Below are 14233 nucleotides of genomic sequence, written 5' to 3'. Positions count from 1 at the left end.
AAGTGCGGGACAACCCTTCATTCTAGAGAAGCGGTCATGCGCCGGACGTGGGCTTTCGCAAGCCGTAGAGCACGAGGTCCATGTGCTGCCGGATGAACTGCGGCGGCGGCGGCAGGTGCGGGTCGGTGAAGCCGCAGGCGCCCATCGAGTGCTTGTGCAGGCACAGCATCACCATGGGCAGCACGATGGCGTGCACCACGCAGTCGACGTCCACGGCGCGGAACTCGCCGCGGTCGATGCCGCGCTGCACCAGCGTGCCGATGAGCCGGTGGCCCGGCTCGACCACCTCGCGCACGTAGTACTGCCCGATCTCGGGGAAGTTGCGCACCTCGGTCATCACCAGCTTGAACACCGCCGAGCTGGGGCTGTCCAGCACGGCGGACCACCATTCGGTCATCAGCTCCACCAGCAGGTCGGCGGACGGGCCGTCGGCCTGGGCGAGCTTTTCCGCGCCGCGCGCGATGTCGGCCATCAGGGTGTGGCCGATCACTGCCTTGAGCAGCTCTTCCTTGCTGGGAAAGTAGAGGTACAGCGTGCCCTTGGACACGCCGGCGCGTGCGGCCACCTCCTCGGCGCGGGTGGCGGCGAAGCCCTTTTCCACGAACAGCGCCAGGGCCGCGTCCAGCAACTCGCTGGGGCGGGCCTCCTTGCGGCGTTGGCGGGCGGAGGGGGCGGAAGACGGCATGGGCAGTTAATGACTGACTGGTCAGTAATTCTAGCGGCAGGCCGCCGGCCGTCAACCGGCGTGGCCGTAAGATGCCGCGCTTTGCTTGTCTTGTCGGAGCCCCGCTTGGACCCGCTGCTGCTGCTCAAGGCTGCCCTCATGGGGCTGGTCGAGGGCCTGACCGAATTCCTGCCCATCTCCTCCACCGGCCACCTCATCCTCGCCGGGCAGCTGCTGGACTTCCACGACGCCAAGGCCAAGGTGTTCGAGATCGCCATCCAGAGCGGCGCCATCCTGGCGGTGGTCATCGTGTACTGGGCGCGCCTGGCCGGCGCGGTGATCCACCTGCCCGACAGCGCGGGCGCGCGGCGCTTCGTGCTCAACGTGCTGATCGGCTTCCTGCCGGCGGCGGTGGTGGGGCTGCTGGCCTACAAGGCCATCAAGCTGCACCTGTTCAATGCGCCGGTGGTGGCCACCTCCTTCATCGTCGGCGGCTTCATCATCCTGTGGGCGGAGAAGCGCCACGAGGCGCACGAGCCGCGGGTGCTGCACGCCGACACCATGTCGCCGTGGGATGCGCTCAAGGTTGGCCTGGTGCAGTGCCTGGGCATGATCCCCGGCACCAGCCGCTCGGGCGCCACCATCATCGGCGGCATGCTGCTGGGCCTGTCACGCCGCGCGGCCACCGATTTCAGCTTCTTCCTGGCCATCCCCACGCTGGTGGGGGCGGGCGCCTACAGCCTGTACAAGGAGCGCGCGCTGCTGAGCTGGGCCGACGCCCCGCTGTTCGCCACCGGCTTCTTCGTCTCCTTCGTGTCCGCGTGGGTGTGCGTGCGCTGGCTGCTGCGCTACATCGCCAGCCACCGCTTCACGGTGTTCGCGTGGTACCGCATCGCCTTCGGCGGCGTGGTGCTGGCCACCCACTGGCTGGGCTGGGTGCGCTGGACGGACTGAGGCCGCCCGCCGGCGCAGCCGCGGCGCGTCAGCGCCGGCGGAACACCAGGTCCCACACGCCGTGGCCCAGGCGCAGGCCGCGCTGCTCGAACTTGGTGAGCGGGCGGTAGTCGGGTCGCGGCGCGTAGCCCTCGGCGGTGTTGGCCAGCAGCGGCTCGGCCGACAGCACCTCGAGCATCTGCTCGGCATAGGGCTGCCAGTCGGTGGCGCAATGCAGCACGCCGCCGGGCGCCAGGCGGCTGGCGATCAGCGCCACCAGCGGCGGCTGGATGAGCCGGCGCTTGTGGTGCTTCTTCTTGTGCCAGGGGTCGGGGAAGAACACGTGCACGCCGGCCAGCGAGGCGGGGGCCACCATGTGCTCCAGCACCTGCACCGCGTCGTGCTGCACGATGCGCACGTTGCCCAGGCCCATCTCGCCGATGCGCTTGAGCAGGGCGCCCACGCCAGGCGTGTGCACCTCCACGCCGAGGAAATCCGTGTCGGGCCGGGACTGGGCGATCTCCGCGGTGGCGTGGCCCATGCCGAAGCCGATCTCCAGCACCGTGGGCGCCTGCCGGCCGAACAGCGCGGCCATGTCGGCCACCTCGGGCGCATACGGCAGCACGAAGCGCGGCCCGAGTTCGTCGAGTGCCCGCTGCTGGCCCGTGCCCATGCGGCCGGCGCGCAGGACGTAGCTGCGGATCGCGCGGCGTGGGGCCGCGCCCGCGCTGGCGTGGTCCTCTGCGAGGGACGGATCGGGGGCGGGCGTCTCGGGTCTCACGGTCATGGCAGGGTGGCGGCAGGGCGCCGCATTCTGCCCGAGGCCTCATCGGTGCCCCGGGCTTGACCTCGGACAAACAGCGCGCCGTTTCGCGCGGTGCGGCCGGGTGGCGACGGATACATTTGGCCACATCCCTCCGCCGACCGCGCCGCCTCCGGGCACCGCGGTCTCCGTGATGATCCACTGCATTTACGCCAGCGTCAGCGCACGCCACTGGCGCGACGACGAACTCAAGGCCCTGCTGGTGGCCGCGCGCGCCAAGAACCGGAGACTGGGCGTGACGGGCATGCTGCTGCACGCGGACGGCTGCTTCTTCCAGGTGCTGGAGGGGCCGGCGGCCGGCGTGGACGCCGTCTACGCCGACATCGAGGCGGATCCCCGGCACGAGCAGGTGACCCTCATCGTGCGCGAATCCATTCCGCATCGCGCCTTCGACCGCTGGACGATGGGACTGGCCAGCGCCTCCGCCGAGGAGATCGCGGCGCTGCCGGGCCTGAACGACTTCCTGCACCGGCCGGGCGGCCTGGCCGCGCTGGACGCCGGCCGCGCCATGAAGCTGCTGGACGCGTTCCGGCGTGGACGGTGGCGCCTGCGCCTGCACGAGCCGGCGACATGACCCCCCGGTGCCCCCCCGCGCCGGCCGGGCGTCAGGTGGCGTCCGCTCGCGCCACGGGCCCCTGGCCTGCCCATGTGCATGCCTTCCAGCCCATCGTGGACACGCACAGGCAATGCGTGTTCTCGTACGAGGCGCTGCTGCGTGCGGCCGACGGCCGGTCACCCGTCGAGCTGTTCGATTCGCTGCCGCCCGCTGATCGCCACCGGTTCGACGAGATCACGCGGCAGTCGGCCATTGCCGCCGCGGCCCGGCTGGACCTGGCTTGCCACCTGAACGTGAACTGCCTGCCCTGCGGCCTGCTCGAGGACCCGGCCCTGCTGGATCGCACACTCATCGAGGCCGCGCGGCATGGCTGGTCGGCCGACCGCCTCATCATCGAGATGACCGAGAGCGAGGTGATCGACGACCCCACGCGCTTTGCCGGCATCTTCGACCACTACCGGGCCCGCGGGCTGCGGGTGGCCATCGACGACTTCGGCGCGGGCTACTCCGGGCTGAACCTGCTGGCCGCCTTCCAGCCGGACCAGGTGAAGATCGACATGAACCTGGTGCGCGGCATCGAGGGCCACGGGCCGCGCCAGGCGATCGTGCGCGCCATCATGCAATGCTGCACCGACCTGGGCATCGACGTGATCGCCGAGGGCGTGGAGACCATGGCGGAGTACACCTGGTTCGCGGCCGAGGGTGTCCGCCTGTACCAGGGCTGGCTCTTCGGGCGCCCGGCGGTGGGGGCGCTGCGCGCGCCCACGTGGCCACGCTAGAATGCGCAGCTCCTGCGGGCGTCGTTCAATGGCAGGACCTGAGCTTCCCAAGCTCAAGACGTGGGTTCGATTCCCATCGCCCGCTCCACGGCCCCGGCCGTGCGCCGCCGGCTGCGCCTCAGCGCTCGCCGGCCTTGAGGATGCTGATCTTGCCGTCGGCTTCCAGGAACGCGCAGCGCATCTGCGACAGCTCGCAGTCGGCCTCGCGCAGGGATTCCTCCACGTCGCTCTGGCTCAGGCGGTTGCGCTTGAGCACCTCAGGGAACCACCGGCCGTCGCGGCCGATGAGCACCGGTTCTCCGTCGACGAACTTTTCCACCGCCTTGTTGCGCGCGCTGAGCCAGCCGACGGCCGAGCTGAGCGCCAGCAGCGTGGCGGCCACGAGCAGGCCGCCTGGGACGGAGTCGTCGCCACCCGACAGGGAGTTGCTCACGCCTTCGCTGAGCAGCATCACGACGAGCAGGTCGAAGGGCGTGAACTGGCCCACCGTGCGCTTGCCCGAGACACGCACCATGACGAGCAGGGCCAGGTAGATGATGGCGGCACGCAGCGGCAGTTCCCACCACGTGGCCTGAAGTTCGAACATCGGCCGGCTTCGGTTGTCGACGATGCCGGCGATCGGCAAGTGGCGTGCCCCACGGGCACCGGCGCCACCCGGCCTCAGGCGTGGCGGGCGAGCGTCTCGCTGGTGGCCAGCACCGGCGACAGGGCGGCCGACTGCGCCACCACGGCGGCGTCGTAGCTGGCGTCGGCCAGTGCGCCGACGGCCAGCGTCACGATCAGCGTCATCGCCACCGACAGGCCGGCCGCGGCGCGGCGCACGGTGGATTCGTTGGCGGCGAAGCGGAAGGGCGTGCGGTCCATGGTGGGCTCCTGGGGGGTCATCGGGTGTCGATGGAGCCACTGTAGGGAGCCGGCCGCCCGGCGGCCACGCCGGTGCGACGACCCGTCGACCGGCGCGGCTGGCCGGCAGCTGGGGCCGACGAACCGCCGGCCGCCAGCACGGCCGTCAACCGGGGGAATCCCCGTGGGCCGCCGCCCCGGCACCGCCGGCGGGGTGGTGGTGGCGGCGCGGCAGCCAGCCCTGGATCTTGTGCACCACGTCATCCACGAAGGTGAAGATCACCGGGATGACGAGCAGGCTGAGGAAGGTGGAGGTGATGAGCCCGCCGATCACCACGATGGCCATGGGCGAGCGGAAGCTCGGGTCCACGCCCAGGCCAAGCGCGATGGGCATCATGCCGGCGCCCATGGCGATGGTGGTCATCACGATGGGGCGGGCGCGCTTGTGGCAGGCGTCCAGCAGCGCCTCGGTGCGTGTCATGCCGTGCTCGCGCCGGGCCATGATGGCGTACTCCACCAGCAGGATGGAGTTCTTGGTGGCGATGCCCATCAGCATGATCAGGCCGATCATCGACGGCATCGAGAACGCCGTGTGCGTGACCACCAGCGCCAGGAAGGCGCCGGGGATGGACAGGAACAGCGCCATCAGGATGGTGATGGGCTGGACGAAGTCCTTGAACAGCAGCACCAGCACCACGTAGATGCACAGCACGCCGGTGGCCATGGCGAGCGCGAAGCTGTCGAACAGCTCGGCCATGGCCTCGGCGTCGCCCACGCTGCGCTGGATGACGCCGGGCGGCAGCTTGGCCAGGCTGGGCATGGCCAGGGCCTGGCGCTCCACGTCGCCCAGTGGCTGGCCGTTGAGCTCGATCTCGAAGTTGATGTTGCGCAGGCGGTCGTAGCGGTCGATCTGCGCGGCGCCGCTGTCGATGCTGAAGTGGGCGACGTTGCCCAGCATCACCGGCCCGTGCCGGCCCGGCACCGCGAGCCGGGCGAGCAGGTCCAGGTCGGTGCGCGCGTCGTCGGCCAGCTTCACCACCACCGGCACCTGGCGCTGCGAGAGGTTCAGCTTGGGCAGGGCCTGGTCGTAGTCGCCCGACAGCGCGATGCGCAGGGTGTCGGCGATGGCCGCCGAGGTCACGCCCAGGTCGGCGGCGCGGGCGAAGTCGGGCCGCACCACCACCTCGGGCCGCACCAGGCTGAGCGTGGACGTGACCGCGCCGATGCCCGGGATGCTGCGCAGGTCGCGCTCGACCAGGCGGGCGTGCTCGGCCAGCACCCGGCCGTCCTCGCCGGCCAGCACCAGCAGGAACTTCTCGGCCGAGCCGCCGAAGCCCACCTTCACCCGGGCGCCCGGCAGCGGCGCCAGCGCCTCGCGCAGCTGCGATTCGATGGCCTGCTTGCTGACGCCGTCGCGCTCGGTGCGTGGCGTCATGTTGATGGTGAGCGTGGCCTTGCGCACGTCGCCGGAGCCCGACGGCATGAACGGGTCGGCGCCGGTGGAGCCGCCGCCGATGGCGGTGTAGACCAGCCGGACGTGCGGGTGCTTCGAGATGAGCGTGCGTGCCTGCTCGGCCGCGGCGTAGGTCTGCGCCAGCGTGCTGCCCGGCGGCAGGGTGACGGTCACCTGGGTCTGCGACAGGTCGTCCGGCGGGATGAAGCCGGTGGGCAGCAGCCCCACCAGGCCGAAGGACGCGAGCGTGAAGCCCACGGCCGCCAGCGTCACCTTGATGCGGTGCTTCAGCGCCCAGGCGGCCCAGCGCATGTACACCGTCATCCAGCGCGGGTCGGCCTTCTCGGGCTGCGGGCGCAGCACGTAGGCGGCCATCATGGGCGTGAGCATGCGCGCCACCACCAGCGAGAAGAACACCGCGATGGCGGCCGTCCAGCCGAACTGCACGAAGAACTTGCCTGGCACGCCCGCCATGAACGCGGTGGGCAGGAACACGGCGATGAGCGTGAAGCTGGTCGCGATGACGGCCAGGCCGATCTCGTCGGCGGCCTCCAGCGCCGCCTGGAACGGCGTCTTGCCCATGCGCAGGTGGCGCATGATGTTCTCGATCTCGACGATGGCGTCGTCCACCAGGATGCCCACCACCAGCGACAGCGACAGCAGCGTCACCATGTTGACGGTGAAGCCCATCAGGTACATGGCGGCGAAGGCCGGGATGATGGACAGCGGCAGGGCCGTGGCCGACACCAGCGTGGCCCGCCAGTCGCGCAGGAAGAACCACACCACCACGACGGCCAGGAAGGCGCCCTCGTACAGCAGGGTCATGGAGCCGTCGTAGTTCTCGATCACCGGTTCGACGAAGTCGAAGGCCTCGGTGATGGCGACGTCGGGGTGGGCGGCGCGCAGGCGGTCGAGCTCGGCCATGACGCCCTCGGCGACGTCCACCTCGCCGGCGCCGCGGCTGCGCACGATCTCGAAGCCCACCACCGGCTTGCCGTCGAGCAGCGCGGCCTGGCGGCGCTCGGCGACGGTGTCTTCCACCCTGGCCACCTGGTCCAGGCGGATGCGCCGGCCGTCCGACAGCGGGATCTCCATGGCCGCCAGCTCGGCCGCCGACTGCACCGTGGCGATGGTGCGCACGGACTGCTCCGCGCCGCCCACGTCGGTGCGGCCGCCGGAGGCCTCCTGCTGCACCTGGCGCAGCTGGCGGGAGATATCCGACGCCGTGGCGCCCAGGGCCTGCAGCTTGAGCGGATCGAGGGCGACCTGCACCTCGCGGGACACGCCGCCGACGCGGGTCACGGCGCCGACACCGCGCACGCTGAGCATGGCCTTGGCCACCTGGTTGTCCACGAACCAGGACAGCGCCTCGTCGTCCATGCGGTCGGACGCCACCGTGTAGGTGAGGATGGGGGTGCCGGCCAGCTCCATCTTGGAGATCACCGGGTCACGCAGGTCGCCCGGCAGGTCGGAGCGCACACGGGCCACCGCGTCGCGCACGTCGTCCACGGCCTCCTGGGTGGGCTTTTCCAGGCGGAACTCCACCGTGATGCTGGCCACGCCGTCCTGCACGGTGGTGTAGATGTGCTTGATGCCCTGCAGCGTGGCGACCGAGTTCTCGATCTTGCGCGCCACCTCGGTTTCCAGCTGCGAGGGCGAGGCGCCCGGCAGCGAGGCGGTGACGATGACCGTGGGCAGGTCGATGTCGGGGAAGTTCTGGACCTTCATGGCCCGGAAGCTCATCAGGCCCACCACGGTGAGCATGATGAACAGCAGGACCGACGGGATCGGGTTGCGGATGCACCAGGCGGAGACGTTGAACATGGCGGTCCTTCGGGCTCAGCGGGAGGCTGCCGGCGCGGGGGTCGCCGGGGTCGCCGGGGCCGCCGACGCGGCGGCGGCGGCGGCGGCGGGAGCGGCCGCGACCACGCGCACCAGGTCGCCATCGGCCAGGAAGGCGCCGCCCGCGGCCACCACCCGGGCGCGCGGGTCCAGCCCGCCGGTGACCTCGATGCGGTCGCCGACGCGGCGGCCCACGCTCACCTTGGTCTGTACCACCTTGTTGTCCGCGCCGATGCGCAGCACGTAGCTGAAGCCGTCACGCAGCACCACAGCGGTCTGCGGCAGGGTCAGCGCGGGGCTGCGGCCCACCTCGAACTCGCCACGGGCGTACATGCCGGCACGCGGGGCCGCGGTGCCGGCGGGCGCGGGCGCCAGGTCCACGTAGACCAGCGCATTGCGCGTGCGGTCGTCCACCGTGGGGCCCACCGCGCGGACCTTGCCGCGCACCTGGCCGCCGGTGGGCAGGGTGAGCGTGGCGCCCATGCCCGGGCGGATGCGCGGCAAGTCCGCCGCGGGCACCTCGGCGCGCCACTCCAGGCGGCCCTGCCGGATCAGGCGGAACAGCTCCGTGCCGGCCGGCATGACCGCACCCACGGTGGCGTGGCGGGCGGAGATGACGCCGGCATCGGGGGCCACGACCTGGGTCTGCCGCAGCCGCAGCTCGGCCAGGCGCAGCATGGCCTTCTGCGCCTCCACGCGGGCCTGGGCGGTGCGCTCGGCGGTGAGGTACTGCTGCACCTGCTGCGCGCTCAGCGCGCCGCTGGGGGTGAGGTCGCGGGCGCGCTGGGCATTGGCCTGCGCCTCGGCGAGCAGCGCCTCGGCTTCGCCCAGCGCGGCGCGGGCCTGCAGCAGCTCCGCCTGCACGGTCTCGGTGGCGAAGACGGCGAGCACCTGGCCTCGCCGGACCACGTCGCCCACGCCGGCGCGCAGCTCGACCAGCCGCAGGCCGTTGGCCTCGGTGCCGATCAGGGCCTCCTGCCAGGGGGCGATGTTGCCGTTGGCGCCGAGCGAGACCGCCAGCTCCGCGGGCTGCGGCGTGGTGGCCACCACGGTGAGGGCCGCACGGGCGGCCGTGGAGGCGGCTGGGTGGTCGGCCTGGGCCCGGACGGCCAGCGCGGTGACGACCAATGCCGTGGTCGCCGAGACGATGGCGAGCGGGGCAAGGCGACGGGGCAGGGGACGGAGCATGACTTTCCTCGGGAATCGGGGGGGGGCGCAGGGCGGCTCAGGACGCGGCAGCGACCGGACGGGGCGCGGGTGGCGGGCCGTCGGCGGTCCACCCGCCGCCCAGCGCCCGGTACAGGGTCACCCAGGCCGACAGGCGCTCCTGCTGCAGCGCGATCCACTGGCTGCGCGCCGCGGCGGCGCTGCGGCGGGCGTCCTCCAGCTCGAACAGGCTGGCCAGGCCGCCCAGGTGGCGAGCCTCCGTGGCGCGCAGCGAGGCCTCGAAGCCGTCCAGCGCACGCTGCGCATCGGCCGCACGGGACGCGGTGCTGTCCAGCTGCACCAGGGCGGTCTCCACCTCGCGCACCGCCTGGCGCAGGCTGCCGCGCCAGGCGGCCAGCGCCTCGTCGTAGCGGGCGGACGCGGCGTCCACCTGGGCCGCACGGGTGCCGGCATCGAACACCGGCAGGCTCACGGCCAGCGGGCCGAGCGTCCACAGGTTGCCTTCCAGCCGGCCGCCGTCGAAATCCACCCGTGCCCGGCTCACCGATCCGGCCAGGGTGATCCGCGGCCAACGGTCGGCGCGTGCGGCCTGCACCTCCGCCGCGGCGGCCTCCACCGCCCAGCCCGCCATGGCGAGGTCGGGCCGCTGGCCAAGCGCCTGCGCCGGCACGCTGTCGACGGCCAGCGCAGCCGGCGCGGGCAGCCGGGCGGTGCGCTCCGCCAGCTGGCCCGCGAGGGCGGCCTCGTCCAGCGCGGTCAGCGCCACCAGCGACTTGACCACGCCCTGGCACTGGGCCGCCTGGGCCACCGCCTGGGCGCGCGCCTGGGCGGCGCTGGCGTCGGCCAGGGCCGCCGTGGCGGGCGCCTGAAAGCCCACGCGGGCCGCCTCCTGGGTCAAGCGTGCCGTGGCGTCGCGTGAGGTGGCATCGAGCTCCGCCTGCTGGCGCAGGGCCTCGCAGGCGCGCAGGGCCACGTAGGCCTGCGCGGTCTCGGCGGCCACCACGACGCGGGCGTCGTGCCAGCCGGCCTCGGCGGCCGCCAGCCGCGCACCCGCGGCAGCGCGCCCGGCCTGGGCGCCGCCGAACAGGTCCAGCTCCCAGCCCGCCTGCAGGCCCGCGACCGCGGTGTTGGCGATCGGGGTGCCCAGCTCGGCGCGGCCACGCGACAGGCTGGCGCTGGCGTCCAGCGTGGGCAGCAGGCGCGCGCCGGCCGCGGTGCGTGCGGCACGGGCCTCGGCCAGGCGTGCCTGCGCGGCGGCCAGCGTGGGGCTGGCGGCCTGTGCGGCGTCCACCAGGCGGGCGAGCAGCGGGTCGTCGAACCGGGCCCACCACCCGGCGATGGCGGCGGGGTCGCCGGCATGCGGCAGGGGGGCGTGCCAGCGCACGGGCGCCGCGGCCGGGAGGTCGGGACGCAAGGCGCCGGGCGATGCGCAGCCGGCCAGCACGCCGGCAGCGGACACCAGCAGCGCCAGGGCGCGGGGTGACAAGGACAAGAGGGTCTCCTGAAGGGCGGTCCGCCGGGCGCCCAGGGGGCCCGGGGAGGGCGCCGAGCGGCCACGGGGCCACCCGGCAGTCGCAGGCAGGCACCCCGTCTGCCCTGGGGCGCGGCCGTGAGCCTACCTTGTCTTTTCTGCCGCCCCGGTTTCCCCTTCGATCCTGGGGGGGCATGTCGCAAATTGTCACTGCGCGTGCTAACTTGGTGATGAAGCGGCACGGGCAGAAGACCACCACGCGCCCCGCGCCGCGTCCCGGGTGCGGGTTGTCGCGCGCGCCGATCACGTCTACAGGGGGATGCCGATGAACACGTTCCGTGTGCCGGCAGTACGGGGTCGATGGCTTGCCGCTGCCGCGGTGGGCCTGTCCGCACTGCTTTCGCTGCCCGCTGCCGCCGCGCAGCGTGAATGCACCTACCAGGTGCAGACTGCCCTTCAATACGGCACCGGCACGCTGGAGGGCGGCCTGCAGCTGCCGCTGCTGCTGGACGCCTACCTGCCGGTGGCCTGTGCCGACGGCCCGCCCGGCGCCGTGCCGCCGGTGGTGCTGATCCCCGGCGGGGGCTTCAACTGGGTGCAGCGCGACCGTCCCCGCATCGTCGAGATCGCCGACGGCCTGGCGCGGGCGGGCTTCGCCGTCTTTTCCATCGAGCACCGGGTGCGCGAGCAGCAGGGCCTGGTCCCGGTGTCCGAGACCCTGGACACCCCGCAGGAGGTGACCGCCTTCAAGCGCCGGATCCGGCACAGCCCCTATCCCGGCGACCAGCACTTCCAGGCGCTGGTGGCCATGGAGGACGGCCTGAAGGCCGTGGCCTGGGTGCGCGACCGGGCGCAGGTGTTCGGCCTGGATGCGCAGCACCTGGGCCTGCTCGGCGGCTCGTCCGGCGCCTGCACGGTGCTCGGCATGGCCTACTCGGCTGACGAGATGCTGATGTCCCCGCTCACCGGCGCGCAGGCCGTGGTCGACATGTGGGGCGATTTCTATCCCCACACCGACCTGAAGAGCGGGAACGCGCCGGTGCTGGTGCTGGCCGGCACGGAAGACCCCGTCATCCCCTACGAGCAGACCACCGACCTGGTCCAGCGGGCGCGCCGCGTGGGCGTGGAGGCCAGCCGGATCACCATGCCGGGGGTCAAGCACGGGCTCGACGATGCCGACATCTTCCACCGCGAGATCGTGGGCACGGACATCACCGTGTTCGAGGCGATCGTGCAGTTCCTGGAGGCCCGGTTGCGGCCCCAGGGTGGCCAGGTGTGGCCGCCCACCGGCCAACGCCGGGAAATGACCGCCGACGAGCCGCCACCCACGCCCTGACCCCCGGTCAACCGGTCAACCGACCGCCCGGCCGCCCGGCCGTGCGCGGCGCGCCCTGTGCGCCGGGGCTGCCCCGGCGCATACTGTTGGCACAGGGAGCGTCGACCCGCGATGCACGGGTGCCAGTCGGTCAAGGGGCGGCGGAAGGGGATGAACACGATGCGGCCCGGGCGGCGACCCGGGCGGCGCGCGGACGCGGTGGCCGCGTGGCTCGGCCGCGCGCTGCTGGCCGGCGCCCTGTACCACCTGGCGGCGCGCCTGGCGCTGGAGCTGCCCTACCTGGGCACGCAGGTGTCGCTGCTGTGGCTGCCTGCCGGTGTGGCGCTGGCAGCGTGCCTGCGGGGCGGGCTGTCGATGGCCGTGCCCGTGGGGCTGGCGGCCGCGGTGGCGAACTGGTCGCTGGCAGGCGATCCGGTGGTCGCGGTGGGTATCGGGCTCGGCAATGCCGCGGGCCCGATGGCAGGTGCCTGGGCGCTGCGCCGCATGCGCTTCGACCGTCACCTGCTGCGGCGCCGTGACCTGGGCAGCCTGCTGCTGGCGCTGGCGGGTGGCGCCGCGCTGAGCGCGAGCAACGGCGTGGCGTGGCTGCGTGTCGATGGCCTGCCGCCCGTTCAGACCGCTTCGGCCTGGCTGGCCTGGTGGGTGGGCGACAGCGTCGGCGGCCTGATCGCTGCCGCCCCGCTCATGGCCTGGGACCTGCGAGGCTGGCGCGAGGCCATGTCCGCACGCCCGGGGCCGGTGCGTCTGGCCATGTTGCTGGCTGCCGCCGCGGCCGCGGCCCTGGTCTTCTCCGGCCGGGTGCCGGCCGATTCACCGCTGGTGTTCGCGCTGCTGGCCGTGCCGCTGTGCGCGGGTGCTGCCTTGGCGCTTGGCAGCGGCCTGCTGCTGCTGTCGACATGCACGCTCACGGTCAGTGCCATCGCTGCGGCGGGCACAGCCCTGGGCCAGGGGCCGTTCGCCGGCCAGGGGCAGCAGGCCGGCCCGCTGGCGTTGTGGAGCTTCCTGGCCGCCCAGGCCGCCAGCGGGCTGCTGTTGTGGGTGCTGGCGGCCGAGCTGCAGGCGGCGCGCCGCCAGTACGAGGCCCTGTTCGCCCACGGCGACATCGGCATCATCCTGCTGGGCGAGGGCCGGGTGCAGGCGCTCAACCCGGCCGCGGCGGCGCTGCTGGCGGCCGACCCGGTGGGGCGTGTGGGCACCCCGGCCGGGCCGGGCGCCGACGGGGGCGGGCGCCTGGCCGACCTGGCCGGGGGCGACGTGCTGCAGCGCTGGCTGGACGGTCCGGCCGCGGGGCCGGGCGCGGCGGCCGATGGCACCGAGCTGCGCCTGGGCGAACACACCGTGCAGGCGCGGGTGGCCCGCTACCAGGACCCGGGCGGCCGGCCCGCCGCCCAGCTGCTGCTGCACGACGTGAGCGCGCAGCGGGCGGCCGAGCGCCAGGTGGCGCGCAGCGAGCACCAGCTGCGCACCATCACCGACCACCTGCCCGCCCTGGTGGCCTACATCGACCGCGACGAGCGCTTCCGCTTCGCCAACGCCGCCTACCGCGACTGGCTGGGCCTGGAGCCGGCCGACATGATGGGCCGCACCGTGGAGGACGTCCTGGGGCCGCACGCGCGCGCTGTGCGCCAGGCGCCGCTGCGCGCCGCCCTGGCAGGGCAGCGCAGCAGCTACGAGCTGAGCATCGGCCAGGGCGATCGCTTGCGCCACCTGCGTGGTGACTACGTGCCGGACATGGGCCCCGATGGCCAGGTGCTGGGATTCTTCGCCCTGGTGATGGACGTGACGGAGCTCAAGAAGGTGCAGTTCGCGCTGGACCGCCTGGCCCGCTACGACCACCTCACCGGGGTGCTCAGCCGGCAGGAGTTCGAGCGCCGGCTCGACGAGGCGCTCGCGGCGGCGCGCCGCCATCTCTCGCCGCTGGCCCTGTTGTTCATCGACGTGGACGAGTTCAAGGCGATCAACGACCGGCATGGCCACGCTGCCGGCGACCGGGCGCTGCAGGCCGTCACACGGCGCGTCCAGCAGCAGGTGCGCGGTGGCGACCTGGTGGGCCGGCTCGCGGGCGACGAGTTCGTGGTGCTGCTCGACCGGCCCCATGCCCCGGAAGGGGCCACCGCGGTGGCGGGCAAGCTCTGCCAGGCGATGCACGAGCCGCTCGTCCTGGAGCACGGCGCGGGACGCGTGGACCTGCGCGTGAGCATCGGCGTGGCATGGGCGGACGGCGGTGTCCCGGTGGATGCGCCCGCGCTGCTGGGCGCGGCCGACCAGGCGCTGTACGAGGCCAAGCGGGCCGGGCGCGACACCTGGCGGCTGCGCCGCTGCGGCTGAAGGCGCCCGCACCCCCAGGCGCGGCCGGCGCTCAGCCG

Annotated in this window: 12 protein-coding genes and 1 tRNA gene; 6 read left to right on the top strand and 7 right to left on the bottom strand. The window is 73.2% G+C overall.

Features of this window, described 5'->3' with window-relative positions; all coding sequences use genetic code 11:
- Positions 1–34: 34 nt before the first annotated feature.
- Positions 35–685 (bottom strand): TetR/AcrR family transcriptional regulator, encoded by a 651-nt coding sequence (locus ACE3UN_RS00755; protein ID WP_374672986.1) that lies wholly within the window; start codon positions 683–685, stop codon positions 35–37.
- Positions 686–790: 105 nt separating this feature from the next.
- Between ACE3UN_RS00755 and ACE3UN_RS00750 the strand changes: the two genes are divergently transcribed.
- Complete coding sequence (locus ACE3UN_RS00750) at positions 791–1618, top strand: undecaprenyl-diphosphate phosphatase (RefSeq protein ID WP_374672985.1); 828 nt, start codon at positions 791–793, stop codon at positions 1616–1618.
- Between the two features lie 28 nt (positions 1619–1646).
- On the opposite strand, the gene trmB is transcribed toward ACE3UN_RS00750, so the two are convergent.
- Entirely contained in the window at positions 1647–2384 is a 738-nt protein-coding gene (gene trmB, locus ACE3UN_RS00745) for a tRNA (guanosine(46)-N7)-methyltransferase TrmB (RefSeq protein WP_374672984.1), read from the bottom strand.
- Positions 2385–2553: 169 nt separating this feature from the next.
- On the opposite strand from trmB, the gene ACE3UN_RS00740 reads away from it, so the two are divergent.
- From ACE3UN_RS00740 to ACE3UN_RS00730, 3 genes are all read left to right on the top strand, one after another.
- A complete protein-coding gene (locus tag ACE3UN_RS00740) occupies positions 2554–2994 on the top strand; it encodes a BLUF domain-containing protein (RefSeq protein ID WP_374672983.1) in 441 nt (146 codons plus the stop codon).
- Positions 2991–3755, top strand: coding sequence for an EAL domain-containing protein (locus ACE3UN_RS00735; RefSeq protein ID WP_374672982.1), 765 nt, complete (start codon positions 2991–2993; stop codon positions 3753–3755). The genes ACE3UN_RS00740 and ACE3UN_RS00735 overlap by 4 nt, the downstream gene beginning before the upstream one ends.
- A gap of 14 nt (positions 3756–3769) precedes the next feature.
- Positions 3770–3843, top strand: a tRNA-Gly gene (locus ACE3UN_RS00730).
- 30 nt (positions 3844–3873) lie between these two features.
- Here the strand turns inward: ACE3UN_RS00730 and ACE3UN_RS00725 are convergent.
- The 5 genes from ACE3UN_RS00725 to ACE3UN_RS00705 all read right to left on the bottom strand — a co-directional run bounded on the left by ACE3UN_RS00725 (position 3874) and on the right by ACE3UN_RS00705 (position 10552).
- A complete protein-coding gene (locus ACE3UN_RS00725) occupies positions 3874–4341 on the bottom strand; it encodes a DUF421 domain-containing protein (RefSeq protein WP_374672981.1) in 468 nt (155 codons plus the stop codon).
- 74 nt (positions 4342–4415) lie between these two features.
- Complete coding sequence (locus ACE3UN_RS00720; RefSeq protein ID WP_374672980.1) at positions 4416–4619, bottom strand: hypothetical protein; 204 nt, start codon at positions 4617–4619, stop codon at positions 4416–4418.
- Between the two features lie 145 nt (positions 4620–4764).
- Positions 4765–7875, bottom strand: coding sequence for an efflux RND transporter permease subunit (locus tag ACE3UN_RS00715; protein WP_374672979.1), 3111 nt, complete (start codon positions 7873–7875; stop codon positions 4765–4767).
- Positions 7876–7890: 15 nt separating this feature from the next.
- Positions 7891–9081 carry an efflux RND transporter periplasmic adaptor subunit gene (locus tag ACE3UN_RS00710; protein ID WP_374672978.1) on the bottom strand — a complete coding sequence of 397 codons (1191 nt, stop codon included), beginning with the start codon at positions 9079–9081 and terminating at the stop codon, positions 7891–7893.
- 37 nt (positions 9082–9118) lie between these two features.
- Complete coding sequence (locus ACE3UN_RS00705) at positions 9119–10552, bottom strand: efflux transporter outer membrane subunit (protein WP_374672977.1); 1434 nt, start codon at positions 10550–10552, stop codon at positions 9119–9121.
- Between the two features lie 358 nt (positions 10553–10910).
- Here ACE3UN_RS00705 and ACE3UN_RS00700 point away from each other — a divergent pair, with 358 nt between their 5' ends.
- Positions 10911–11867, top strand: coding sequence for an alpha/beta hydrolase (locus tag ACE3UN_RS00700; RefSeq protein ID WP_374672976.1), 957 nt, complete (start codon positions 10911–10913; stop codon positions 11865–11867).
- A gap of 150 nt (positions 11868–12017) precedes the next feature.
- Positions 12018–14195 carry a diguanylate cyclase gene (locus ACE3UN_RS00695; RefSeq protein WP_374672975.1) on the top strand — a complete coding sequence of 726 codons (2178 nt, stop codon included), beginning with the start codon at positions 12018–12020 and terminating at the stop codon, positions 14193–14195.
- Positions 14196–14233 lie beyond the last annotated feature (38 nt).

Origin of the sequence: Ideonella sp., from assembly GCF_041918995.1 — a bacterium.
GTDB lineage: Bacteria > Pseudomonadota > Gammaproteobacteria > Burkholderiales > Burkholderiaceae_C > Ideonella.
This window is presented reverse-complemented; position numbering and strand designations above follow the sequence as displayed.